21 protein-coding genes are annotated in these 23,627 nt (G+C 70.6%); 5 read left to right on the top strand and 16 right to left on the bottom strand.

Annotated elements, in window-relative coordinates; translation table 11 throughout:
* Nucleotides 1-4: 4 nt before the first annotated feature.
* A complete protein-coding gene (locus AB1285_RS07540; protein WP_363444091.1) occupies nucleotides 5-1,180 on the bottom strand; it encodes a cysteine desulfurase family protein in 1,176 nt (391 codons plus the stop codon).
* Nucleotides 1,181-1,281: 101 nt separating this feature from the next.
* On the opposite strand from AB1285_RS07540, the gene glgX reads away from it, so the two are divergent.
* The 3 genes from glgX (at nucleotide 1,282) to glgB (ending at nucleotide 7,686) form a co-directional block, all read left to right on the top strand.
* Nucleotides 1,282-3,354, top strand: a complete 2,073-nt coding sequence (glgX, locus tag AB1285_RS07545; RefSeq protein ID WP_370428522.1) for a glycogen debranching protein GlgX — start codon at nucleotides 1,282-1,284, stop codon at nucleotides 3,352-3,354.
* A gap of 64 nt (nucleotides 3,355-3,418) precedes the next feature.
* The gene (locus AB1285_RS07550) at nucleotides 3,419-5,488 is read left to right on the top strand and encodes an alpha-1,4-glucan--maltose-1-phosphate maltosyltransferase (protein WP_370428521.1); all 2,070 of its coding nucleotides are present in this window, start codon (nucleotides 3,419-3,421) and stop codon (nucleotides 5,486-5,488) included.
* A complete protein-coding gene (gene glgB / locus AB1285_RS07555; RefSeq protein ID WP_370428520.1) occupies nucleotides 5,485-7,686 on the top strand; it encodes a 1,4-alpha-glucan branching protein GlgB in 2,202 nt (733 codons plus the stop codon). Before AB1285_RS07550 ends, glgB begins: the two co-directional genes overlap by 4 nt.
* A 54-nt stretch (nucleotides 7,687-7,740) precedes the next feature.
* On the opposite strand, the gene AB1285_RS07560 is transcribed toward glgB, so the two are convergent.
* Together AB1285_RS07560 and AB1285_RS07565 are read right to left on the bottom strand one after the other, a co-directional pair.
* Nucleotides 7,741-8,667, bottom strand: a complete 927-nt coding sequence (locus AB1285_RS07560; protein ID WP_370428569.1) for a tetratricopeptide repeat protein — start codon at nucleotides 8,665-8,667, stop codon at nucleotides 7,741-7,743.
* Between the two features lie 5 nt (nucleotides 8,668-8,672).
* Nucleotides 8,673-10,616 (bottom strand): glycosyl transferase, encoded by a 1,944-nt coding sequence (locus AB1285_RS07565; RefSeq protein ID WP_370428519.1) that lies wholly within the window; start codon nucleotides 10,614-10,616, stop codon nucleotides 8,673-8,675.
* A gap of 178 nt (nucleotides 10,617-10,794) precedes the next feature.
* Here AB1285_RS07565 and AB1285_RS07570 point away from each other — a divergent pair, with 178 nt between their 5' ends.
* Complete coding sequence (locus AB1285_RS07570; protein ID WP_060922797.1) at nucleotides 10,795-11,856, top strand: AI-2E family transporter; 1,062 nt, start codon at nucleotides 10,795-10,797, stop codon at nucleotides 11,854-11,856.
* Nucleotides 11,857-11,874: 18 nt separating this feature from the next.
* Here the strand turns inward: AB1285_RS07570 and AB1285_RS07575 are convergent, their stop codons facing one another.
* From AB1285_RS07575 to rpsB, 9 genes are all read right to left on the bottom strand, one after another.
* A complete protein-coding gene (locus AB1285_RS07575) occupies nucleotides 11,875-12,591 on the bottom strand; it encodes an alpha/beta hydrolase (protein WP_268776563.1) in 717 nt (238 codons plus the stop codon).
* Nucleotides 12,592-12,593: 2 nt separating this feature from the next.
* A complete protein-coding gene (locus tag AB1285_RS07580; protein ID WP_232089226.1) occupies nucleotides 12,594-12,881 on the bottom strand; it encodes a hypothetical protein in 288 nt (95 codons plus the stop codon).
* 9 nt (nucleotides 12,882-12,890) lie between these two features.
* Nucleotides 12,891-13,583, bottom strand: a complete 693-nt coding sequence (locus AB1285_RS07585) for a transglycosylase SLT domain-containing protein (protein ID WP_187664003.1) — start codon at nucleotides 13,581-13,583, stop codon at nucleotides 12,891-12,893.
* Nucleotides 13,584-13,649: 66 nt separating this feature from the next.
* Nucleotides 13,650-14,231: a DivIVA domain-containing protein gene (locus tag AB1285_RS07590; RefSeq protein ID WP_370428568.1), complete on the bottom strand. Its 582-nt coding sequence runs from the start codon at nucleotides 14,229-14,231 to the stop codon at nucleotides 13,650-13,652.
* Nucleotides 14,232-14,251: 20 nt separating this feature from the next.
* The gene (locus tag AB1285_RS07595; protein WP_187664002.1) at nucleotides 14,252-15,385 is read right to left on the bottom strand and encodes a phosphatidate cytidylyltransferase; all 1,134 of its coding nucleotides are present in this window, start codon (nucleotides 15,383-15,385) and stop codon (nucleotides 14,252-14,254) included.
* 5 nt (nucleotides 15,386-15,390) lie between these two features.
* The gene (gene frr / locus AB1285_RS07600; RefSeq protein ID WP_187664001.1) at nucleotides 15,391-15,945 is read right to left on the bottom strand and encodes a ribosome recycling factor; all 555 of its coding nucleotides are present in this window, start codon (nucleotides 15,943-15,945) and stop codon (nucleotides 15,391-15,393) included.
* Between the two features lie 67 nt (nucleotides 15,946-16,012).
* Nucleotides 16,013-16,729: a UMP kinase gene (gene pyrH / locus AB1285_RS07605; RefSeq protein ID WP_025103358.1), complete on the bottom strand. Its 717-nt coding sequence runs from the start codon at nucleotides 16,727-16,729 to the stop codon at nucleotides 16,013-16,015.
* A 90-nt stretch (nucleotides 16,730-16,819) separates the two neighbouring features.
* Nucleotides 16,820-17,647, bottom strand: coding sequence for a translation elongation factor Ts (gene tsf, locus AB1285_RS07610; protein ID WP_187664000.1), 828 nt, complete (start codon nucleotides 17,645-17,647; stop codon nucleotides 16,820-16,822).
* 41 nt (nucleotides 17,648-17,688) lie between these two features.
* Complete coding sequence (gene rpsB, locus AB1285_RS07615; RefSeq protein WP_187663999.1) at nucleotides 17,689-18,630, bottom strand: 30S ribosomal protein S2; 942 nt, start codon at nucleotides 18,628-18,630, stop codon at nucleotides 17,689-17,691.
* A gap of 535 nt (nucleotides 18,631-19,165) precedes the next feature.
* Between rpsB and AB1285_RS07620 the strand changes: the two genes are divergently transcribed.
* A complete protein-coding gene (locus tag AB1285_RS07620) occupies nucleotides 19,166-19,543 on the top strand; it encodes a murein hydrolase activator EnvC family protein (RefSeq protein WP_268776367.1) in 378 nt (125 codons plus the stop codon).
* A 22-nt stretch (nucleotides 19,544-19,565) separates the two neighbouring features.
* Here the strand turns inward: AB1285_RS07620 and AB1285_RS07625 are convergent, their stop codons facing one another.
* From AB1285_RS07625 to AB1285_RS07640, 4 genes are read right to left on the bottom strand one after another with little or no spacing between them, the layout of a single operon-like run.
* Nucleotides 19,566-20,468 carry a tyrosine-type recombinase/integrase gene (locus AB1285_RS07625; RefSeq protein WP_429977433.1) on the bottom strand — a complete coding sequence of 301 codons (903 nt, stop codon included), beginning with the start codon at nucleotides 20,466-20,468 and terminating at the stop codon, nucleotides 19,566-19,568.
* A 56-nt stretch (nucleotides 20,469-20,524) separates the two neighbouring features.
* Entirely contained in the window at nucleotides 20,525-21,715 is a 1,191-nt protein-coding gene (gene dprA / locus AB1285_RS07630; RefSeq protein WP_429977435.1) for a DNA-processing protein DprA, read from the bottom strand.
* Nucleotides 21,712-23,241 carry a YifB family Mg chelatase-like AAA ATPase gene (locus AB1285_RS07635; RefSeq protein ID WP_280567138.1) on the bottom strand — a complete coding sequence of 510 codons (1,530 nt, stop codon included), beginning with the start codon at nucleotides 23,239-23,241 and terminating at the stop codon, nucleotides 21,712-21,714. The genes dprA and AB1285_RS07635 overlap by 4 nt, the downstream gene beginning before the upstream one ends.
* On the bottom strand, nucleotides 23,238-23,600 hold the full coding sequence (locus AB1285_RS07640; protein WP_315636919.1) for a YraN family protein: 363 nt from the start codon (nucleotides 23,598-23,600) through the stop codon (nucleotides 23,238-23,240). Before AB1285_RS07640 ends, AB1285_RS07635 begins: the two co-directional genes overlap by 4 nt.
* Nucleotides 23,601-23,627 lie beyond the last annotated feature (27 nt).

A 23,627-nucleotide genomic window follows, 5' to 3' on the forward strand; every position in this document is an offset into this window, starting at 1 on the left:
CAGTCTACGAGCGCTCGGCTGCACGGGCCCCGGATGCCCGGGCATAGGCATCGCCGATCGCCCCGAGCACCGCGTCAACGTCGGCGTCCGTCGAGGTCCGGCCGAGAGAGAATCGCAGCACGCTCCTGGCGTCCGACTCGCTGCGCCCCATCGCCATCACGACGTGCGAGGGCTCGGCGACCCCCGCCTGACAGGCGGATCCCGTGGAGGCGGAGACCCCGGCCACGTCCAGCAGGAACAGCAGGCTCTCCCCCACGGCACCGGGAAAGAGCAGATGCGCGGTCCCGGGAAGACGGTGATCGGGGTCGCCCAGGAGCTCGGCCGCCGGCACCCGCGCACGGACCCCCTCGACGAGACGGTCGCGCAAGCGGCCCACCCGGACGGTCTCGGCGGCCCGCTCCCGTTCGGCGAGCTCGAGCGCGGTCGCCAGTGCCGCGGCTCCCGGCACATCCTGCGTACCCGCACGCAGACCCCGCTGCTGGCCCCCGCCCCGCAGAAGCGGGGTCAGTCGGGCGGACCGAGCGACCACCAGCGCACCGACGCCCACGGGCGCGCCGACCTTGTGACCGGCGACGCTGAGCGCCACCAGGCCCGTCCCCTCGTCCGCACCGCCCCTCAGCTCCCGGAACGACAGCGGGAGGTGCCCGAGCGCGGCGACCGCGTCGAGGTGCAGCGGCACTCCGGCATCGGCGGCGGCCGCGGTCAGAGCCGCCGCGTCGTTGACCGTCCCGGTCTCGTTGTTCGCGACGAGCGCGGTCGCGAACGCCGCACCGGGCAGGGCCGACGCGAAGCGGCTTCCGTCGATGCGCGCCTGGGCAGAGAGAGGAACAGCGCGCACCTCGGCTCCGTCGGAGACGAGGGCGGCGACCGTGTCCATCGTCGCGTGATGCTCACCGTCCGGCACGACGACCGCCGAAGAGCCCGGACGACGCGAGCGCCACAGGCCCTGGAGAGCGAGGTTGATGGACTCGGTCCCGCCGGATGTCAGCACCACCTCGATCGGGTCGGCCCCGAGAACCGCGGCCACGCGTTCCCTGGACTCCTCCAGCACCCGGCGCGCATCCTGCCCTGCCCCGTGCGTCGACGAGGCGTTGCCGACGATGACGGACGCCTCCAGCCACGCGTCCCTGGCCTCCGGGCGCAGCGGGGTCGTCGCCGCGTGGTCGAGATAGTGCCGCATACGTCGATTCTCCCCGATCCGCGCGGCGAACGCTCCGTCTGGGCGTGAGACCGGGTGCGTCCTGTCATGAGACTGAAATGCAACACGTTTAGGGTGTATCCATGCCTTCGTCCCCCGCCTCCGTCGTGCCCGGTGGGGCGACCCTCGACGATCTCGGCGTTCGCCTGCACGACGGCGTCGGCACGATCCGGGTCTGGTCGCAGAACGCCTCGGCCGTCGAGCTCGTCGTGTTCGACGTCACGGACCTCGACTGGGTGGTCGACCAGGCAGCGCTGGAAAGGCGGCCCGGAGGGGTCTGGGAGGTCACGACGCCGTTGCTCCAGCCGGGCGTGCGGTATGCCCTCCGGGTCGAGGGACCGCACGGCCCCGGCAACACGTTCAACCCGGAGACGCTGCTCCTCGACCCGTACGCGCGTGGTCTCGCCCAGGGCCACGGCTACCAGGAGTGGCGCGGCGTGGTCATCGAGGACGGCTTCGACTGGGGCGACTCCACCAAGCCGCGGGTCCCGGCCGACCGGACCGTGATCTACGAGGGCCATCTGAAAGGGCTGACCAAGCGTCACCCCGACATCCCGCCGGCGCTGCACGGGACGTATGCGGGCCTCGCGCATCCCGCCATGATCGCGCACCTCCGCACGCTCGGGGTGACCTCGGTGGAGCTGCTCCCCGTCCACGCATTCGTCCCGGAACCCCGACTCCTCGAGCGTGGTCTGACGAACTACTGGGGCTACAACACCCTGAACTTCTTCACGCCGCACGCCGCGTACGCCACCGAGGGCGCGCGCAAGGCCGGGCCCGAGGCGATCATCGCCGAGTTCAAGGGCATGGTGCGGCTGCTGCACGCAGCGGGTCTCGAGGTGATCCTCGACGTCGTGTACAACCACACATCCGAGGAGGGCATCGGCGGCCCGCGGTCCAGCCTCCGCGGCCTCGACAACGCCCGGTACTACCGGCAGGACGACGCGGGCGTCTACATCGACACCACCGGATGCGGCAACACGCTCAACACCGCCACCGAGGCCGGGGCGCGCCTCGTCGTGGACTCCCTCCGGTACTGGGCCGAGGAGATGCAGATCGACGGATTCCGTTTCGATCTGGCCACGGCGATCGCCCGCGACGGCGCGCACACCTACACCCCCGACCATCCCCTTCTGCAGGCGATCGCCGCCGACCCCGTGCTCGCGGAGACCAAGCTCATCGCGGAACCCTGGGACGTCGGTCTGGGCGGCTGGCAGACCGGGAACTTCCCCTCGGGCTGGCATGAGTGGAACGACCGTTACCGCGACCGGGTGCGCAACTTCTGGCTCAGCGACATCGACTACGCCCGGCGGGCCTCGGCACCGGTGGGGATCGGCGGTTTCGCGACACGTCTGGCCGGCTCATCCAACACCTTCAGCGAGGATCGGGGACCGCTCGCGAGCATCAATTTCGTCACCGCGCACGACGGCTTCACTCTCCACGACCTCGTGTCGTACGACGTGAAGCACAACGAGGCCAACGGCGAGCAGAACCGCGACGGCGCGGATCTGAACCGGTCCTTCAACCACGGCGTGGAGGGACCCACCGACGATCCGATGATCCTCGCCGCCAGGCGGAAGGCGATGCGCAACCTGCTCGGCACCCTGCTGCTCTCGGCCGGCATCCCGATGCTCACCGCCGGGGATGAAGTGGGACGGACGCAGCGGGGCAACAACAACGCCTACGCGCAGGACTCTCCGTTGTCCTGGCTCTCCTGGGAGTTCGAGCCGTGGCAGGAGGACCTCCGCGCCCACGTCGCGCGCCTCCTCCGGCTCCGTGAGGAGAACCCCGCGCTGCGCCCGAGCCGGTACGCGCGCCTCGGCGAGCACATCCCGAACGCGTCGGTCATGGACTGGTACGACCAGGACGGCGCGACGATGGAGCCGGCCCAGTGGACGGACCCCGGCAACCGCACCCTGCAGTACGTCGCCGCGTCCACGCCGGACAAGGAAGCCGCGAACCGGATCCTGCTGATCGTGCACGGCACGGAGGCTCCGATCGACGTCCGGCTCCCGGAGGACATCGACGGCGCCACCCGGTTCGTCTCGCTCTGGTCGAGCGCGGATGAGCGGCCGTCGGACGCCGAGGAGACCTTCGTACCGGGCGAGGTGCTGCCGATCCCCGGCACCTCGATGCGCCTGTTCCGCGTCGAGTGATAGCACGGTTCGCCGCCCTGGTCGAGCGGTAGGTTCCCGCACGCCCGACCGGTAGATTCGGCATGTGACTGCTCGTGCTGGAACCCGGCCCACGGCTCTGCGGAGCCCCGTTCAGATCCCGACGCGCGCCGCCGACGCGGACCGCCCCGGAGCGCTGCGCACGACGCGGATCCCGCTGCTCGACGGGAGCCCCGCGGTCCCCGGTGGCTTCCCGGCCAAGGCCTTCGCCGGCGAGGTCGTGCCGTTCCGCGTGGTCGCCTTCCGGGAAGGTCACGACCTCATCGGCGTGCACGTGCGGCTGACGTCCCCGACCGGCGAGGAGAGCCTGCACCGGCTCACCGCCCTCGCGGACGGCACCGACCGCTGGGAGGCGGAGATCGCCCTCGACGCGGAGGGCGTCTGGCACTTCCACTTCGAGGCGTTCTCCGACGACTTCGCCACCTGGGCGCACGCCGCGCACGTCAAGGTCGCCGCAGGCGTCGATGTGGACGTGATGGCCGCGCTCGGCGCGGAGTTGCTGCGGCGGGCCGCGGCGGAGAAGGATCGCCCCGCGGCACAGCGCACGCGCCTGCGCGTCCGAGCCGATGAGCTCCAGGCCGGCGACGCCACCACCACTGCGGCGATGGCCGTCGACCCCGAACTCGCAACGATCTTCCGCGACCGCCCGATCGCGACCCTCCGCTCCCTCTCCGCGGAGCAGGTCCTCCGCGTCGAGCGCACCCGTGCGGGCGTGGGCGCCTGGTACGAGTTCTTCCCACGCTCCGAAGGTGCCAGACGGCTCAAGGACGGCACGGTGCGCAGCGGCACGTTCCGCACGGCGGCGAAGCGCCTGCCCGAGGTCGCCGGGATGGGCTTCGATGTGATCTACCTCGTCCCGATCCACCCCATCGGCAGCACCAATCGCAAGGGGCGCAACAACACGCTCGTCGCCGAGGCGGGAGACCCGGGCTCGCCGTACGCGATCGGCGCCACTGAAGGAGGGCACGACGCCATCCATCCCGACCTCGGCACCCCGCAGGACTTCCGCGCGTTCGTGCGCGCCGCGCGGAAGGAGGGGCTGGAGGTCGCCCTGGATCTCGCGCTGCAGGCATCCCCCGACCACCCGTGGGTCCGCGAACACCCCGAGTGGTTCACCACCCTCCCGGACGGCAGCATCGCGTACGCGGAGAACCCGCCCAAGAAGTATCAGGACATCTATCCGCTGAACTTCGACAACGACCCGGAGGGCATCGCGGCGGAGATGCTCCGGATCGTCCGGCACTGGGTGGCCGAGGGTGTGCGGATCTTCCGCGTGGACAACCCGCACACCAAGCCGCTCCAGTTCTGGGAGTGGCTGATCGCGACGGTCAACGCGACGGATCCCGACGTCATCTTCCTCGCCGAGGCCTTCACCCGGCCCGCCGTGATGCGCGCGCTCGCCGCCGTGGGCTTCCAGCAGAGCTACAGCTACTTCACCTGGCGCAACACCAAATCCGAGCTGGAGGAGTTCCTCACCTCCATGTCCCACGAGACGGCCGACTACATGCGTCCGAACCTCTTCGTGAACACCCACGACATCCTCACCGAGTACCTCCAGTTCGGCGGACGCGCGGCGTATCGCATCCGCGCCTGCATCGCCGCGACGGCAGGGCCCGTGTACGGGGTCTACGCGGGGTACGAGCTCGTCGAGAACGTGGCTCGCCCGGGTTCCGAGGAGAACATCGACAACGAGAAGTACGAGTACAAGTTCCGCGACTGGGCGGGAGCCGAGGAACGCGGGGAGTCGCTGGCCCCGCTGCTCCGGCGGCTCAACGAGATCCGTGCGGCGCATCCCGCGCTGCGCCAGCTCCGCAACCTCGAGCTGCACTGGAGCGACGACGACGCCATCCTCGTGTTCAGCAAGCATCTCGACGCCGCCTTCACCGGTACCGGGAGACCGGACACCCTCATCGTCGTCGCGAACGTAGACCCGCACTCGGTGCGCGAGACCACCGTCCACCTCGACACCACGCGCTGGGGGGTCCCCCTGGGCGAGACCTTCGAGGTGGAGGATCTCCTGACCGGCGCTGTCTGGACCTGGAGCGATCACAACTACGTCCGGCTCGACGCCTTCGCCGAGCCCGTCCACATCCTGAAGGTGAGGGAGCGCGCATGAGCCGCATCGAGGACACCCCGAACGCCGAGTGGGAGGCCGTCGCGGCCGGTCAGCATCACGACCCGCATTCCCTGCTCGGCGCGCACCCCGCCAAGGATGCCGCCGACCGTACCGTCACCGCCATCCGCGTCCGCCGACCGCTCGCCGAGAGCGTCGAGGCCGTGTTCAGCGATGGAAGCCGACTCGCCCTGTCCCACATCGCGCACGGCCTCTGGGAGGGCACGCACCCCGGGCCGCCGCTCCCCTACCGCATCGCGACGCGCTACCGCGGCGAGGAGGAGATCGTCTCCGGCGACCCGTACCGGCATGCGCCGACACTGGGCGAACTCGACCTGCACCTCATCGCCGAGGGGCGGCACGAGCGTCTGTGGGAGGCGCTGGGGGCGCATCCCCGTACGCAGGGCGACGAACAGGGCGTGTCCTTCGCGGTCTGGGCTCCCGATGCCTCGGCCGTCCGGGTCGTGGGCGATCACAACGGCTGGAACGGCGAGAGCCACGCCATGCGCTCGCTCGGCGCCAGCGGCGTCTGGGAGATCTTCATCCCCGACCTGCCCGTCGGCACCCGCTACAAGTACCAGATCCGCACCCGGGGCGGCGCCTGGATCCTCAAGGCCGACCCGATGGCGCTGGCGGCGCAGGTGCCGCCGGAGACCGCGTCGGTCGTCACCGCCTCGTCCTACGCCTGGCAGGACGGCGCGTGGATGACCCGTCGCGCCGCCACCCATGCCGTCGCGCAGCCGCTGTCGGTGTACGAGGTGCACGTCGGCTCCTGGCGCGAGGGGCTGGGCTACCGCGAGATGGCCGATCCGCTGATCGCGCACGTGCAGGAGACGGGGTTCACCCACGTCGAGTTCATGCCGCTGGCTGAGCATCCGTTCGGCGGCTCGTGGGGCTACCAGGTCAGTGGATACTACGCACCGACGAGCCGGTACGGCTCCCCCGACGACCTGCGCTACCTCATCGACCGCCTGCACCAGGCCGGCATCGGCGTCATCATGGACTGGGTCCCCGGGCACTTCCCCAAGGACGCCTTCGCGCTGGCCCGCTTCGACGGCCAGTCCCTGTATGAGCACCCCGACCCCCGCCGCGGCGAGCATCAGGACTGGGGCACACTCATCTTCGACTACGGCCGGCCCGAGGTACGCGGCTTTCTCGTCGCCAACGCCCTCTACTGGCTGGACGAGTTCCACGTCGACGGCCTGCGGGTCGACGCCGTGGCGTCGATGCTCTACCTCGACTACTCGCGCCGGGAGGGCGAGTGGGAGCCGAACATCCACGGCGGACGCGAGAACCTCGAGGCGATCCGCTTCCTCCAGGAGGTCAACGCCACCGCCTACCGGCTCCACCCCGGCATCCTGATGATCGCCGAGGAGTCCACGAGCTTCCCCGGCGTCACGGCACCGACGGATCACGCCGGCCTCGGGTTCGGTTTCAAGTGGAACATGGGCTGGATGAACGACTCGCTCCAGTACATCGGACGCGATCCGATGTACCGCGCGCACCACGAGGGCGAGATGACGTTCTCGTTCGTGTACGCGTTCGGCGAGAACTACGTCCTGCCCATCAGCCACGACGAGGTGGTGCACGGCAAGGGCAGCCTGTTGTCCAAGATGCCGGGCGACCACTGGCACAAGCTTGCGAACGTCCGTGCCTACCTCGCCTACATGTGGGGGCATCCCGGGAAGAAGCTGCTGTTCATGGGACAGGAGTTCGGTCAGCTCGCGGAGTGGTCGGAGGGTCGGGAGCTGGACTGGTGGCTCCGTGACCAGCCCTCCCACGCCCAGCTGCAGGACTTCGTCGCCGCGATGAACGGGGTGTACCGGTCGCAGGCCCCCCTCTGGGAGCGCGACAACGACGGCTCCGGGTTCACCCGCCTCGGCGCCCCGAGTTGGGACCCGTCGGTCATCGCCTTCGAACGACGGGACGCGCACGGCGGGCGCCTCGTCGTCGTCAGCAACTTCGCCGGAGTGGAACGCACCGGCTACCGTCTCGGGCTGCCCAGAGAGGGCGTGTGGCAGGAGATCCTGAACTCCGATGCCGTCGCCTACGGCGGACGGGGGTCGGGCAACCTCGGGATGGTGATCGCCGAGCCCGCGGACGCCGGCGCCCCCACGGCGTCGATCACGCTGCCCGCGCTGTCGACGCTCTGGCTCCGCCACCAGCCCGAGCCGCACGTGCCGACGGTGAACAACGGCTGACGGACGGCCGGCGACGATCGGTCTGCGCGGAGGAACAATCCCCGCGCAGGCCGATCAGAAGAGCAGCGAGGAGAGTCGGTTCCGAGCCGCGATCACGCGCGGGTCGCTGGCGCCGATGAGGCCGAAGAGCTCGATGAGACGCTCCCGGACGGGAGTGCGCTGGTCGGACGGCAGCTGAGCGAACAGGTCGAGGAGCCGGCCGAAGGCGTCGTCGACATGTCCACCGGCGAGGTCGAGGTCCGCGACGTCGAACTGGGCCTGCACGTCCAGCGGAGCCGCTGCGGCCGCGGCTCGGGCGGTCTGGAGGTCGAGTCCCTGCACACGGTCGAGCAGGCGGACCTGGCCCAGGCCGGCGATGGCGTCCTCGTCGCGCGGGTTCTCCGCGAGTGCCTTCTCATAGGCGGTGATGGCCGCACGGTAGTCGCCGCGCTCGATGGCGGCGAACGCCTCCGCGTGCAGCGGCGGCAGCTCGGGCTCGGCAGCGGCTTCGGCTTCCCCGGTCTCGGCGTCGCCGACGGGGAGCGTTCCCGAGACGCCGTTCTGCGCCGCCACCTGGAGCAGCTGCGCGAAGACCTCACGCACCTGCTGCTCCGGTACGGCGCCCGTGAACATCGGCACCGGCTGGCCGGCGATGAGGGCGACGACCATCGGGATGGACTGCGCGCGGAAGCTCTGCGCGAGCTGCGGGTTCGCATCCACGTCGACCTTCGCCAGGAGCACGCGGCCGCCGAGCTCCCGAGTGACCTTCTCGATGATCGGGCTCAGCTGCTTGCACGGCCCGCACCACTCGGCCCACAGGTCGACGACCACCGGGACGGTGCGCGACAGCTCCAGGACCTGACCGAAGTTCTCGTCGGTCGCGTCGACGACGACGTCAGCCACCGGTGCGGTCGCGGGCGCCGCTGCACCACCCGCCGGCGGGGACGGACGGTTGCGCAGGCTGGACAGATCGACGGCGCCACGCAGGGCCGCGGGAGACATCTCACTCACTTGATCACCTTCACGGACACGAGATCCTGACGGGACGCCAGGAGACGGATCGGTTCGCTCGACCCCTGGGACGGGACGGCGAAGAACAGCTGGAACTCATAGGTCGTCTGGGCGCCCTTCGCGGACTCGTTGGCCCCGGTGAGCGCCTTGGCCTCCTTGTTGTCACCGAAGCGGATGACGACATCGGAGGACGTGGGCGTGATGGTCTCGACATCGAGGACGGAGACGGCGACGATGGCGCCGCTGTCCAGCGTCGTCATCGAGACGGGCTCCGCCGTCGTCGGCTTCATGTCGAACGCGGCCTTGGACGTCTTCGCAGCCCCGGCGTCGGCGAGTCCCTTCACCAGGCTCTGTCGGCTGTCCCTGATCGATGTCGCCAGGTTCAGCGCCAGATCGTCGAACTGCCCGTAGGAGGCGCTCTTCTCACCGTTGTCGACGACGTCGGCGAAAGCCGCGGCGACCTCGTTCGGCGGCACCGACAGGAAGGCCGAATCCGCAGGGACCAGCGAGGTCCCCAGCCAGCTGGCCGCCACTTCGGGGAACGCCGCGTCCGCCGACATCTCCGCCATGTTCGTGACCTTGTAGTTGGACCAGGGGTCCGCCTGCGTCATGGTCAGCACCACCGGCGGCACGGTGTCGTCGCCGGTGCTCTTCGAGAGCATGAGGACGGTGCGTGGCCAGCGGTCCGTCGCCTCGGGGAGGACCACCTCGACGTCGTCCGTCGGGATCGCGGCGGGCGCGGCCCGATCCGGGAGCTTCGCGCGCAGGGCGTAGTCGGTGGTCCTCGTCGTGAGAGGTGCGCCATCGAGACGGGTGGCCGCGAGGTCCAGATCCTTCGCCTCATCGGCCTGCACCAGAGTCTCGGAGACCTCCCGGAGGATCCGCTCGGCCTGCGTCTCGGTGACCGCCGGCGGCTTCTGGTTCTCGGGGGCGATCACGGTCGGGGTCGGAGACGGCGATGCGGAGGGGGCCCCGAACTCCGGCCAGGACTCCGCCGTGCAGCCGGAGGCCAGCAGGGCGGTCAGGCCGAGGGCGGGGAGGGCGAGCAGGCGCCGACGACGCCTCGGGCGCTCAGCGCGCATCGTGCTCTTCCCGTCCTGCTCCTTCTCGTCGACGATCTCCGCGTCCTCCACGTCGTCCTTCCTCGCCGGTGTCGGCGCCTGCTCGCCGTCCGTGGCCTCCAGGGCCTCGCGCTCGGACGGCGGAAGGGCCGCCACGTCGATCGGCTGCGTCGTGGGAAGCGGCCCAGGCCCCTTCCGGCGCGGGCCGCGGCCACGGCGCTGGTGACGGATCGCGAGCACGTACAGGACCAGGCCCACGAGGAGCACCAACCCGCCTGCCGCCATGAGCGGGCCCGCCAGCGGCGTCCGCGTGTCCAGCGGCCAGGAGACCACGATGTCGTCCGGCGCGTCCTTGGTGCCGTCGTAGGCGATCAGCACGCTGGTCCCTTCCGGGAGCTGCATCTTGTCAGTGGCGAGGAAGTTCTCCTCGCTGAAGGAGTCGAGCCACAGATCGGAGCCGGCAGGGTTCCGGCCCGCGGGCGCGTCGGCGTCCTCCCCCGGCGCCGGGGTCGCGGTCGTCTCGGGCGCCGGCGTCTCGGTGGACCCCTCGTCGTCCGCTGCGGCGACATGCTCGACGACGAGCTCGTCCTCGTCCCCGACGGTCACGTGGTTGTACTCGGAGTCGGAGAGCCAGGCCTCCATGTCGGCCGTGCGCCCGTAGCTGGTGAAGATCTCCCCTTCGCCGCGGATGAGCAGCTTCTGCGCGCCGGCGTTGATCCGCAGGACGTCGCCGTCCAGGAGAACGAAGGGCGCGGGCTCCTCGATGTCGACGCGGGCCTCCTCGGACGAAGGGCCGACGAAGATGGTGCGTTGGGCGATCCCCGCACCGATCAGCACGGCAGCCAGCACGAAGGCCACCACGGCCCATACGAAACGCACGAATAGTCTCCTCACGCATCGCGGCTTCCCGCCCACGACGCCACACTCGACATTTCAGACTAGCGAACCCACCTGTGTGTTGACCACGAGGGCCCTCCCTCGTCCGTCGCCCGGCACGTCGGCGGCGCGTCGAGCCGCGGCATGGGTAGCCTTGCTGCAGCCGTACCGAGGAGTCTGCATGAAGATCCACAACCCGTTCCGCACCGCCCTCGTGGCGACACTCGGCGTGGGGCTCGGGATCGTCCTGATCAGCAGCGTCCAGACGCTGTCGACCGTGCTGCTCTACATCGGCACCGCCCTCTTCCTCAGCCTCGGCCTCGACCCTCTCGTCACGTTCCTCGAGCGTCGACGCCTGCCCCGCTGGCTCGCGGTCCTCGTGACGATCGTCGCCGTGCTGGCCGTCTTCGTCGGGATCATCCTCATCGTGCTGCCCGTGCTGGTCGACCAGATCTCGCAGCTCATCGCCCAGATCACGGCGATCGTGCAGCGCGGAACCGCCATCGAGGATCTGAGGAGCTGGATCCAGGAGACATTCCCGAACCTCCTCGTCGACGACGTCTTCGCGTATGTGGAGGACTGGCTGACGACCAATCTCGCGGAGATCGGCGGGTCTATCGGTCAGGGCGTGCTGATCGCCAGCGGCGCCGTGCTCAGCGGCGTGTTCGGCGCCTTCATCGTCCTCATCCTGACCATCTATCTCACGGCCTCGACACCCTCGCTCAAGCGCGCGGTGTACCAGCTGGTCCCGGCGTCCAAGCGGGATCGCTTCATCGATCTCTCCGAGCAGATCACCGACTCGGTCGGCTACTACGTCATGGGCCAGGTCAGCCAGGGCGTCATCAACGGCGTCCTCAGCGCGATCTACCTGACGATCATCGACGCGCCGTTCCCCGCCGTTCTCGCGGTCGTCGCGTTCTTCTTCTCGCTCATCCCGCTGGTGGGCACCCTGACCGGCTCGACGATCATCGTCCTCGTCTGCCTCATCCCGGGCCTCGGCTCCCCCGGCACGGCTCTCGCGGCGGCGATCTACTACCTGATCTACATGCAGATCGAGGCGTACGTGATCTCGCCGCGCATCATGAGCCGCGCCGTCTCCGTGCCCGGCGCCGTCGTCGTGGTGGCAGCCCTCGCGGGAGGAAGCCTGCTGGGCCTGCTCGGGGCGCTCATCGCGATCCCCGTGGCGGCCAGCATCCTGATCCTCTACCGGCAGGTGCTCATCCCGCGCATGAACGAGCGGTGACCGGGGCGGGCCTCGCCGTCAGTCCGCTGCCGGCCAGTGGGTCGGCAGCGGCAGCGCCGACGGATTGACGGCGGCGACGATCTCGGTGAGCACCCGGCGCGTCTGCGTCTCCCCCACCCACAGGTGCTTGCCCCCTTCGACGGCGATCAGCTGCGCCTGCGGGATCGTCGCGAAGCGCTCCCGCGCTTCCGCCGGGCGCAGGTAGTCGTCGAACTCGGGCACGAGGATGACCACGCGGTGGCCGGTCTCCCCCCAGGCGGCGACCTCCTCCGCCGTCGCGCGGTGCAGCGGCGGCGAGAGGAGGATGATGCCCTCGATGTCGTGGTCGGCACCGTACTTGAGGGCGAGTTCCGTCCCGAACGACCACCCGACGAGCCAGGGGCGCGGCAGCGCGCGGTCGCGGACGACGTCCATGGCGGCCGCGACGTCGAACTGCTCTGCAGCGCCGCCGTCGAACGTCCCCTCACTGGTGCCGCGCGGCGAGGTGGTACCACGGGTGTTGAACCGCAGCACCGCGAGATCGGCCAGGGCGGGAAGACGCGCGGACGCCTTGCGGATGATGTGCGAATCCATGAAGCCACCGGCGGTCGGCAACGGGTGCAGCGTGACCAGCGTCGCCACCGGGGCTGCGGCTTCCGGCGTCGCGAGCTCGCCGACGAGCGTCAGGCCGTCCGCGGTGTGCAGCTCGATGTCCTCGCGGCGCGCCGGGAGCTCCAGCGGTCCCCGGATCTCCATGGTCATGCGATCCTCCAACAGTGGTTGTGCCAGTGTCTGCGGTCAGCCAGGGCTGCGGCATCGCCGAGCACGCCGTCGGCGCGCCAGGCCACGAGATGGGCGGTACCCGGTTCGACGGATCGTCCGCAGCCCGGGCAGATGTACGCCTTCTGCGCCTGGAGCGCGGAGACGGGCTGCACCGTCCACTCCACGCCTCGGCGGACCTCGGTTCGCTTCCAGCCGGCGAGGAGACGGTCGAACGAGTCCTCGCCCTCAGGGCGCGCGGAAGGACGTCGGCGTGAGCGGGGCATGGTGCCGGCTCACCACCAGTGGTTGGTGACCCAGAAGTTGTACGCGCCGGCCCAGCTGCCGTAGCGACCCGTGGCGTATCCGGTCGCCCAGCGGAGGTTGTCGACCGGGTTGTAGCCGTTCCCTGGCACCTTGCTGCAGGGCAGGGCCTGGACGAGGCCGCAGGCACCGGAGGAGGAGTTCGTCGCGTTGGGGTTCCAGCCGCTCTCCCGCGAGACGATGTAGTCGACGTACTGCCAGTCGCCCTGCGCGATCCCGGCGGCTGCCATCCACTCCGCGGGTGCGCCTCCGCCGCTGTACGGCGGGAGTCCGCCGCCCCCGGACGACCCGCCCTGCGAGCCCTCGGACGACGACGAGGAGGTGGTCACCGGGGCCGGCTTCGGCTTGGGCTTCGGCTTGGGTTTGACGTAGACGTCGAAGGAGCCGCGCTCGACGGGAGTGATCGCCGCGCCCTCCACCGTGACCGTGAGGTTCTGGGTGTCCGCCAGGGCCACCGCATACACGGAGTCCGGGGCCTCCGTGGCGACGGGCTGAGCGAGCGCGACGCCGGTGGGCGCGACCATCGCGGCCGCGAATGCGACGACCGCGAGCGAGCTGAAGACGCCCACGACACCGCGGCGGCGCGACCAGCGGCGCGTGCCGCGGGAGGCTGATGCAGCCGTGGCTGCGGGTACCAGCACGGCGTCGCTTCGTTCGGGAATCATGTCGTTTCGGGAGTTCACGATGGAGGACAGTTTACGCATACCTGCCTGAAGAGGCCATCAGACGGCTCAGCGGACCGCCAGGATCACGTCGATGGTGGCGTCCAGGAGCGCGTCGACCTGCTCCTCGCGGTAGCCGCCACGCTGCATGCGGAACGCTGCGGACCGCAGCTGCTCAGCGGACAGCGCGTCGCCGTCCCGCAGGTAGCGGACGATCCGGGAGGTGACGTGGTCGACCTCGTCGACGCGGTACCCGAACGTGAGGAAGCCGGTACGGGCGAACCGGTGGCGACGCGGACGCGCCAGATGGTCCAGGATGACCTGCGCGTCGGCTCTGGCCTGCTCCACCCAGGCGCCCGCTCCGAGAGACCGCACGGCGCGTTCCCGCTCTCGGGCGGCGAAAGCGTCCTCGACCCGTCCGAGGGCCGCGTCGACGTCAGCCACCACGTACCCCTCCTTGACGAGGGGGAAGGAGACGGTGCGGACGTCATCGGCCGTGAGATCGTCCGCGCCGCTCTCGAACGCCCGCCGTGCCGAGTCGAGGAATCCGTCCACCGCGGCACGGTGGTACCCCTTCGTGCGTCCGGTCGTGAGCGCGAAGGCCGGCGTGGCCGCGCGTTGCGTGGCGACCTCGCGACGGTCGTCGTTCATCACAGCACCACTGTCGTTCATCACAGCACCAACCAGGGAGAGAGGAGGAAGTACAGGCAGAGGGCCGGGACGGTCGACGGCAGGATGCTGTCCAGCCGATCGAGGAGCCCACCGTGCCCGGGGAGCCAGGAGCTCATGTCCTTGATCCCGAGATCCCGCTTCAGCATCGACTCGCCGAGGTCTCCGAGCGTGGCGGACAGCAGGATCGCGGCCCCGAAGATCACACCGCCCCACCAGGGCAGGTCGAGCAGGAACATCGCCAGGAGGACGCCCGCCGCGAGCGACGCCACCACCGCACCGCCGAAGCCCTCCCAGGTCTTCTTGGGGCTGATCCGCGGCGCCATCGGGTGTCGCCCGAACGCGAGCCCCGCGGCGTAAGCGCCGGTGTCGGCCGCCACGGCGATCGCGATGAAGCTGAGCACCCACCACTGGCCACCCTCCTGCTCGAGCAGGATGAGGGCCACACCCGCGAGGAATGGCACGTACACCTGCACGAACCCGCCGATCACGGCGTCGGTGAGCACATCGCCGTACGTGCGCCCATCCTTCGCGACCATCTGGGCGAGCAGGCGCCAGACGATGACGAACGCCACGGAGACGAACAGCATGACCCAGCTCAGCCAGGGCTCCGCGAAGTACGCGGAGAGCACGAGGAAGGTCGCCGCTATCAACTGCGGGATCACGTCGACGCGACGCCCGGCGGCGCGCAGCGCGCGCGAGAGCTCGTAGACGCCGAGGAGCGCCGCGGCCAACGCGAACGGGACGAACAGCGCCTTGATGAAGAGCAGCGAGCCGAGGAGCGCCGCACCGAAGGCGAGGCCGATCAGGATCGCGAGGACGAGGTCACGTCCGGTGCGCTGCTTGATGCGTTCGTTCGCCTGGTCGAGCTGATCCCGCGCATGCGACACGTGCGTGCCGAACTCGTCCCGCGCCTGGCGCCACTGCTCGCGGATCGCATTGTGATCCGCGGTGTCCAGCCGGTCGGCGGTCACCGGCGCTGCACCCGGCGTCGCCGGAAGCGGCGGTCGCGGGGGCACGCGGTCGGCGTCGAAGGCCGGGAAGGCCGCGTCGCCGAGCGGCACGCCGCCGTCGGGGCCGACCTCCGGCCGCGCCACCGGAGCGCCCTCGTCGGTGCCTCGCGATTCGTCGGACATGCGGACTACACCTCGAGGAGTTCTGCCTCTTTGCGCTTCAGCGCGTCGTCGATGAGGTCGACGTGCTGACGGGTCAGCGCGTCGAGTTCCTTCTCACCACGGGAGATCTCGTCCTCGCCGAGCTCGCTCTTCAGGCCGTCGAGCTCGTCCTTCGCCTTCCGGCGGATGCCGCGGACGTGGACCTTGGCGTCCTCCGCCTTCGACTTCACGAGCTTGACGTACTCCTTACGGCGCTCCGCCGTGAGCTCGGGCATCGTGACGCGCACGAGGTTGCCGTCGTTCGTCGGGTTCGCGCCGAGGTTCGGCATGTCGCGGATGGCCTGCTCGATCGCCTTCAGCGCCGACTTGTCGTACGGCGTGATGATGAGCGTGCGCGCCTCCTGGTTCGCGAGCGACGCGAGCTGAGCGAGCGGCGTCGGCGTGCCGTAGTAGTCGACCAGCACCTTCTGGAAGAGCTGCGGGTTCGCACGACCCGTGCGCACCGTGGAGAAGTCCTCCTTGGCAGCCTCGACGGCCCGGGACATGCGGGTGGTGGTTTCAGCGAGGACGTCCGCGATCACGGTGGCTCCTATCGTCGGGGTGTTCTGGAAATTCTATCGGGAGCGGGCCCCCGTCCCGTGCAGGCGCTCAGGCGGTGACGAGCGTGCCGATGGGCTCGCCCAGGAGAGCGCGGGTGACGTTGCCCGCCGGCTCCATGCCGAAGACGCGCATGTCCATGTTGTTGTCCATGCACAGGCTGAACGCCGTCGAGTCGACGACCTTGAGGCCCTGCTGGAGCGCATCGCGGTAGGTCACGCGCTCGATGCGCTCGGCGTCGGCGTGCTTGTTCGGGTCGGCGGTGTAGATCGCGTCGACGCCGTTCTTGGCGACGAGGACCTCCTGCGCACCGATCTCCAGTGCGCGCTGCGCGGCGACCGTGTCGGTGGAGAAGTACGGCAGGCCCGCACCGGCACCGAAGATGACCACGCGGCCCTTCTCCATGTGCCGCTCCGCGCGACGCGGGATGTAGGGCTCGGCGACCTGGGTCATCGAGATCGCCGACTGCACGCGCGTCGCCGCGCCCGCCTGCTCCAGGAAGTCCTGCAGCGCGAGCGCGTTCATCACGGTGCCGAGCATGCCCATGTAGTCGGCCCGCCCCCGGTCCATGCCCCGCTGGCTGAGTTCGGCCCCGCGGAAGAAGTTGCCGCCGCCGACGACGACCGCCACCTCGACCCGGTCGACCGCAGCGGCGATCTCGCGCGCCATCTGGCTGACCACGTCGGGGTTGACGCCGAGCTGCCCGGCGCCGAACGCCTCTCCGGAGAGCTTGAGGAGGACGCGACGGCGTCCGGTGCGTTCAGTCATGGGGGATGTCCTCTCGTCCCGATTCAAGATAGTGCCTGGTGGGCATGAAGAAGGGGTTCGGATCGAGCGATCCGAACCCCTTCGACAGTGCTACGCGCCGACCTTGAAGCGCGCGAAGTCCGTCACGGTGATACCGGCGTCCTTCGCCACCTGGGCGACGGAGAGCTTGTTGTCCTTCGCGTAGTCCTGCTCGAGCAGGGCGACCTGCTTGATGAACGCGGAGACACGGCCCTCGACGATCTTCGGCAGAGCGGCCTCGGGCTTGCCCTCGTTGCGGGAGATCTCGGTGACGATCTCGCGCTCCTTCTCGACCGCATCCGCCGGCACGTCCTCGCGGGACAGGTACGACGGGTTGGCGAACGAGATGTGCTGGGCGATGCTGCGCGCAGTCTCGGCGTCGTCACCCGTGTAGGCGACGACGACACCGATCTGCGGCGGCAGGTCCTTGCTCGTGCGGTGCAGGTAGACCTCGACGCTGTCACCGGTGACGGTGCGCACGCGACGGAGCTCGACCTTCTCGCCGATGATGGCGGCCTCTTCCGAGATGAGCTGCTCGACGGTCTTGTCGCCCGCCGGAGCGGCCAGAGCGGCCTCGACCGAGTCGGCCTTCACGGCGGCGACGGCGTCGGCGACCTTGTCGGCCAGCGCGATGAAGCGCTCGTTCTTCGCGACGAAGTCGGTCTCGCAGGCGAGCTCGACGAGCGTCACGGCGCCGTCCTGCTCGCGAGCGACGACGAGGCCCTCGCTGGTCGAACGGTCGGCGCGCTTGGCGTTGCCCTTCGCACCCTTCAGGCGCAGGATCTCGGTGGCCTTCTCGACGTCGCCGTCGGCCTCCTCGAGTGCCTTCTTGGTGTCGACCATTCCCGTGCCGAGCTGCTCACGCAGCGCCTTGAGGTCGGCGATGGTGAAGTTGGCCATGTGTGGTGGCTCCTTGCTTCGTTGTGTGGGTGTACGAGGGATTACTTGGCGTCTGCGGCCTCGGTGGCGGCGACCTCGGCGGTCTCCTCACCGGAAGCGGCGGCGATCGCCTCGTCGTGCGCCTCGGCACCGGCCTCGTCGGCGGCGGTGGCGTCGGCGGCAGGGGTCTCGACGACAGCGGCCTCGTCGTCGGCGGTAACGACCTCGGCGGCGTCAGCGGACTCCTGGACGGGAGCCTCGAGGAGCTCCTTCTCCCACTCGGCCAGCGGCTCGGCGTCGCCCGACTCCGGGTTGTGCTTCTGCTGCAGGCCCTCGGCGGCGGCGTCGGCGATGATGCGCGTCAGCAGCGACACCGAACGGATGGCGTCGTCGTTGCCGGGGATCGGGTACTGGAAGTCGTCCGGGTCGGCGTTGGTGTCGAGGATGCCGATCACCGGGATGCCGAGCTTCTTGGCCTCGTCGATGGCGAGGTGCTCACGCTTGGCGTCGACCACCCAGAGGGCGGACGGCGTCTTGGTGAGGTTACGGATACCGCCGAGCGACTTGTGGAGCTTGTCCAGCTCGCGCTTCTTGAGCAGCAGCTCCTTCTTCGTGAAGCCGGAGGCGGAGGGGTTCTCGTAGTCGAGCTCCTCGAGCTCCTTCATGCGGGCGAGACGCTTCGCGATGGTGGAGAAGTTGGTGAGGAGGCCGCCGAGCCAGCGCTGGTTCACGTAGGGCTGGCCGACGCGCGTGGCCTGCTCCGCGAGGATCTCCTGCGCCTGCTTCTTGGTGCCGACGAAGAGGATCGTGCCGCCGTGCGCCACGGTCTCCTTGACGAAGTCGTACGCCTTGTCGATGTAGCCGAGCGACTGCTGGAGGTCGATGATGTGGATGCCGCTGCGCTCGGTGAGGATGAAGCGCTTCACCTTCGGGTTCCACCGACGGGTCTGGTGTCCGAAGTGCACGCCGCTGTCGAGCAGCTGGCGGATGGTGACCACAGCCATGGTCGTCTCCTGATTCTGGCGCGGAGCGCCGTTGAGGTTGTCATGCCGACCGGACGGTCGGACATCCTGGTGCCCGGCTCACGCCCACCCGTTCGGAGAACGGGACCTGCGGGAGTGGATGCCACGACGGAGTCGCTCTGGGCACGCGTAGTCACCCCGAGATCGAGGTGCTCGTCCAGCATACAGGATCATGCGCCGCCGGCTCGTCCTGCACAGGATCGCGATCCTCGCCCTTCTCCCCCGCTACAGGGTTCTTCCCGCGGGCGTCCGGTCCGCGCGATCGCCCCCGGCGCACACTCACCGCATGGCTTCTCCCTCCGGTTCCCCTCACCTTGTCCGTTCACACTCGTCTCGTGCCGCTCGCGTCGCGATCACGGCGGCGCTCGCCTGTCTCGTGCTTCTGGGCGGCGGCGGCGCCCCACTCGCCGCCCCTGCGTCCGTACACACGACGACGGCACCCCGCTCCGGCCCGTCCCCGGCCGACAGTTCCGCCTCGGAGGGTGCATGGCGATGGCCCGTCGACGGTGGCCGCCATGTGAGCGCCGCGTATCGCGCGCCGGCGCACGCCTACGGTCCCGGACACCGGGGCATGGACGTCACCGCCGCCGTCGGTACCGCTGTCGGCGCTCCGGCGGACGGAGTGGTCGCGTTCCAGGGCGTGGTCGTCGATCGTCCCGTGCTGACCATCCGACACGCAGACGGCCTGGTGAGCTCGTTCGAGCCGCTGGAGTCGTCGCTCCGGGCGGGCGACACGGTCAGCCGGGGTCAGGAGATCGGTCGGGTTTCCACAGGTGGGCACACGGCTCCTGGCGCGCTGCATGTCGGTGTGCGGCGCGATGGGGAGTACATCAACCCGATGCTGCTGTTCGGCGCCGTCCTGCGGGCCCGTCTCCTGCCCTGCTGCGGGACCTGATCTCCAACCGAGCGGCAGCCGCTCAGGCGCGAGGATGCGCCAGCCGGTACGTCGTCGTCAGCCGCTCCGCCGAGACATGCGTATAGATCTGCGTCGTGCCGAGGCTCGCGTGCCCCAGGATCTCCTGCACGGCGCGCAGGTCGGCGCCGCCGTCGAGCAGATGCGTCGCCGCCGTGTGGCGGAGGGCGTGCGGCCCGACGGTCTCCGCGCCGACGACGGGTGCGAGCGCACGGGCGACCACCTCGTAGACCGTCCGCGGTCCCAGCCGGGCGCCGCGGCTCCCGAGGAAGACGGCAGGCGATGCACCCGCAGCCCTGCTGAGGAGAGCCGGGCGAGCGCGGCGCAGGTACGCACCGAGCGCATCCCTGGCCGGGGCACCGAATGGCACGACGCGCTCCTTGTCGCCCTTGCCCCGCACAAGAGCCGTCCCGCGGTCGAGATCGAGGTCGTCGATGTCGAGACCGCAGAGCTCAGAGACGCGGACCGCGGCGCCGTAGAGAAGCTCCAGAACGGCGTGGTCACGGAGGGCGACGGGCTCGCCCGAGGATGCGGCCTGCCGATGGCGTTCCAACAGCTCGGACATCGCGTCCTTCGAAGCCACGGTCGGCAGCGTCTGGGCCCGTTTCGGCGCCACGAGCCGAAGACTCGGGTCGATGGGGATGATGTCCTGCTCGCGCGCCCAGCCGAAGAACGCTCGCGCGGTGGCCGCACGTCGGGCCAGCGTCGCTCGCGCATCGCCGCGCTGGGTCGCCTGCCACAGCCATTCGCGCAGCATCTCCAGGTCGATCCGGTCCACCGGACCGCCCGCCACGCTCGCCCCGAGGTCCCGCAGGTCGGAGCGATACGCCTTCACGGTCGCGGGCGACAGCCGGCGCACCTTCTCCAGGTGGTCGGCGAACGCCTCGACAGCGACCGCGAAGTCCATACCTCCACCCTGGCCCTCCCCCGCCCCCCGAGCCGGGCGCCCCGCCGCGAGCCGTCCTATGACGTCCGTGCCGCGCCGATCCCGCGCCAGCCGTCCCCGTCCCGCCGCGCAAGGCCGTCGAGATCGAGGAGGCCGAGCAGTGCCCTGGTCCGCTCGACGGTGAGATCCGCGCGCTGCGCGAGCTCCGCCTCCGTCCGAGCGGTCCGGGTGCTCAGGGCACGGAGCAGCAGGACCCGCCCCTCCTCCGTGGCATCGTGTGCGTGCGGCGACCGCGCGTCGATCGGGAGCCTCTCGGCCACCTCCGCCGCGGAGGTGACGCACACCGCGTCGTACTCGCGGAGCAACCGATGACAGCCGGCCGACGAGGCGGAGGTGACGGGACCGGGCACCGCGCCGAGTGGCCTGCCGAGCGTTGCCGCGTGCCCCGCCGTGTTGAGGGAGCCACTGCGCCACCCGGCCTCGACGACCACCGTCGCCTGCCCCAGTGCCGCGATCAGTCGGTTGCGGGCGAGGAAGCGCCACCGGGTCGGCGCCGTCCCGCAGGGCACCTCGCTGACCACGACCCCGTCGACCGCGATCCGCGTGAGAAGGTTGCGGTGCCCGGCGGGGTACGGACGGTCCACGCCGCCGGCGAGAACCGCGATCGTCCCCCCACCGACAGTCAACGCGGCGCGGTGGGCTGCCCCGTCGATGCCGTACGCGCCGCCCGACACGACAGCCGTCCCCGCGGCGGCCAGGTCGCCGGAGAGGTCGGCGGCGACGCGCTCCCCGTAGGCGGTGGCCGCCCTGGCGCCCACGATGGCGACGCGTGCCGCGCTGGTCAGGAGCTCCGGGCGCCCGCGCGCCCACAGCACCACCGGAGCCTCCGTATCGAGATCGTCGACGGCGAGCGGCCAGTCGGGATCTCCCGGAAGGAGCAGATGGGCGCCCGCCGTCTGCGCCCGCCGGAGGGCATCGATCACAGCCGCCGGATCGGCACGCTGTCGCCACCGCACCCGCGCCTCGTCGAGCGCCCGTCGTGCGCCCGCGGCGCGGACCATCGGCCATGACCGTCCCCGCGCGTCGAGAGCGAAACGCATGCCGTCGGCCGGTCCGAACTCGCGCACGAGGGTCGCGGCGACGGCGTCCCCGGGATCGGCGATGACGGACCAGGCGACACGTGCGAGCGCCTCCGCCACGTCGTCGGTGCCGCGCAGTCTCCGAGCGGCGTCGAGCGCATCCTGCTGGGAGACGAGTTCGTCGATCACCGCGCCACCCCCGTCCGCAGAAGGAGCGCGCGGCCGATCTCGTCCGTTCCGGGGAGGTCGTGTCCGGCGAGGTCGGCCATGGTCCAGGCCACCCGGAGGACGCGGTCGTATCCGCGGAGCGTCAACGCCCCTCGTTCCAGTGCCCGATCGAGACCGGCCCGCGCGTCTGGCGGGAGGCGGAATCCGCCGTGCCGGAGCAGGGTCCCGGGGACCTCCGCATTGCGTCGCCAGGGCGTGCCACGCCATCGCCGCTCCGCTCGAGCGCGCGCTTCGCCGACGCGGCGCCGGGCCTCGACGGTGGTCACCCCGGAGCGCTCCCCCGCGAGCGAGCGTGAGGCGGCGACGCGCGAGACCGGCAGATCGATGTCGAGACGATCGCGTAATGGCCCGGAGAGGCGAGTCGCGTAGCGTCGCAGCGCCTGCGGTGGGCAGATGCAGTCGCCGTCACGCACCCCCCGGTTCCCGCACGGACACGGGTTCATCGCCAGGAGCAGCTGGAACCGCGCCGGGAACCGCACGACGAAGCCGGATCGATGCACGTCGACGAAGCCGGTCTCGAGTGGCTGACGGAGCGCGTCCAAGGCCACCCGGGGGAACTCGGCCGCTTCGTCGAGGAAGAGCACGCCCCGATGAGCCCGTGCGACCGCGCCGGGGCGCGCCGTCCGCGACCCGCCTCCGACCATCGCCGCCACCGAGGCGCTGTGGTGCGGAGCGACCAGCGGAGGCTGGTGGTCGAGCCCGGTCACGGCCTCGCCGCAGAGGGAGCGCACGGACGCGACCTCGATGGCCTCCTGCTCGGTCAGCGGCGGCATGATCCCGGGCAGTCGCCCGGCGAGCATCGTCTTGCCTGCTCCCGGCGGACCGCTCAGGAGCATGTTGTGGCCGCCCGCGGCCGCGACGATGAGGGCCTCGACGGCTTCCTCCTGTCCGAGGACATCGCTGAGGTCCCGGTCGTCCGGTTCTCCCTCCGGCGGCTGCGGGCCGGGAACCGGCTCGACATCCGGCACCTCCACCTCGGCCCCGTGCCAGACTGCCACCTCGGCGAGCGACGCGGCGGCGCGCACCTCGACGCCGGCGACGAGACCGGCTTCCGTCGCGTTGCCGTGCGGCACGATCACGCGCTCGAAGCCGGCGCGTGCAGCGGCGAAGACCGCGGGAAGCACACCGGGGACGGGCCGCAGACGGCCATCCAGCCCGACCTCCCCCAGGTGCACCGTCTGCCGCACGGCACGACGAGCGAGCATGTCGCTCGCGGCGAGGGAGGCGACCGCGATCGCGAGGTCGAAGGCGGACCCGTGCTTGGGCAGACTCGCCGGCGAGAGGTTCACCGTCAGACGCCGCCGGGGCAGCGAGAGCCCGGAGTTCACGCAGGCGTTGTGCACGCGCTGCACCGCCTCGCCCAGAGACTTGTCGGGGAGGCCGATGATGCGGAACTCCGGCGTCTGCGGCGAGAGGTCGGCCTCGACCTCGACGACATGCCCCTCCGCCCCGGTGAGGGCCACCGACCACGTCCGAGCGGTGCTCACGCGATGTCCTCGAGGTGCTCGATGGACGCGGTCTCCGGAACCGCCCCCACGATGCCGACCGCCTCCACCCGCAGCACCCGTCCCCGTGCCAGATCCGGATGCGCAGCCCGCCACGCATAGGCGAGCTGCCACAGCCGCCGGCGCTTCCGGTCGTCGATGGCGTCGAACGGGTGCCCGAAGGCCGCCGACCGCCGCGTCTTCACCTCGACCACGGACAGGTGCCGACCGATGACGGCGACGATGTCCAGCTCCCCCTGTGGACACCGCCAGTTTCGATCGACGATGCGATACCCGCGCTTCGTCAGGTAGTCCGCTGCCTGCTGTTCCCCGGCTCGCCCGAGGTCGTCTTTCGCTGCCATCCCCACAGGATTCCCGGGACCACCCCG

It is taken from the genome of Microbacterium sp. NRRL B-14842 (assembly GCF_050470785.1).

What these genes read in the sequence shown, in the direction of transcription:
- AB1285_RS07540 (WP_363444091.1), bottom strand. Translation starts at nt 1,180, where the DNA reads ATGCGGCACTATCTCGACCACGCGGCGACGACCCCGCTGCGCCCGGAG.
- glgX (WP_370428522.1), top strand. Translation starts at nt 1,282, where the DNA reads ATGCCTTCGTCCCCCGCCTCCGTCGTGCCCGGTGGGGCGACCCTCGAC.
- glgB (WP_370428520.1), top strand. Translation starts at nt 5,485, where the DNA reads ATGAGCCGCATCGAGGACACCCCGAACGCCGAGTGGGAGGCCGTCGCG.
- AB1285_RS07560 (WP_370428569.1), bottom strand. Translation starts at nt 8,667, where the DNA reads ATGTCTCCCGCGGCCCTGCGTGGCGCCGTCGATCTGTCCAGCCTGCGC.
- AB1285_RS07570 (WP_060922797.1), top strand. Translation starts at nt 10,795, where the DNA reads ATGAAGATCCACAACCCGTTCCGCACCGCCCTCGTGGCGACACTCGGC.
- AB1285_RS07575 (WP_268776563.1), bottom strand. Translation starts at nt 12,591, where the DNA reads ATGGAGATCCGGGGACCGCTGGAGCTCCCGGCGCGCCGCGAGGACATC.
- AB1285_RS07580 (WP_232089226.1), bottom strand. Translation starts at nt 12,881, where the DNA reads ATGCCCCGCTCACGCCGACGTCCTTCCGCGCGCCCTGAGGGCGAGGAC.
- AB1285_RS07585 (WP_187664003.1), bottom strand. Translation starts at nt 13,583, where the DNA reads ATGATTCCCGAACGAAGCGACGCCGTGCTGGTACCCGCAGCCACGGCT.
- AB1285_RS07590 (WP_370428568.1), bottom strand. Translation starts at nt 14,231, where the DNA reads ATGAACGACGACCGTCGCGAGGTCGCCACGCAACGCGCGGCCACGCCG.
- AB1285_RS07595 (WP_187664002.1), bottom strand. Translation starts at nt 15,385, where the DNA reads ATGTCCGACGAATCGCGAGGCACCGACGAGGGCGCTCCGGTGGCGCGG.
- pyrH (WP_025103358.1), bottom strand. Translation starts at nt 16,729, where the DNA reads ATGACTGAACGCACCGGACGCCGTCGCGTCCTCCTCAAGCTCTCCGGA.
- tsf (WP_187664000.1), bottom strand. Translation starts at nt 17,647, where the DNA reads ATGGCCAACTTCACCATCGCCGACCTCAAGGCGCTGCGTGAGCAGCTC.
- rpsB (WP_187663999.1), bottom strand. Translation starts at nt 18,630, where the DNA reads ATGGCTGTGGTCACCATCCGCCAGCTGCTCGACAGCGGCGTGCACTTC.
- AB1285_RS07625 (WP_429977433.1), bottom strand. Translation starts at nt 20,468, where the DNA reads ATGGACTTCGCGGTCGCTGTCGAGGCGTTCGCCGACCACCTGGAGAAG.
- AB1285_RS07640 (WP_315636919.1), bottom strand. Translation starts at nt 23,600, where the DNA reads ATGGCAGCGAAAGACGACCTCGGGCGAGCCGGGGAACAGCAGGCAGCG.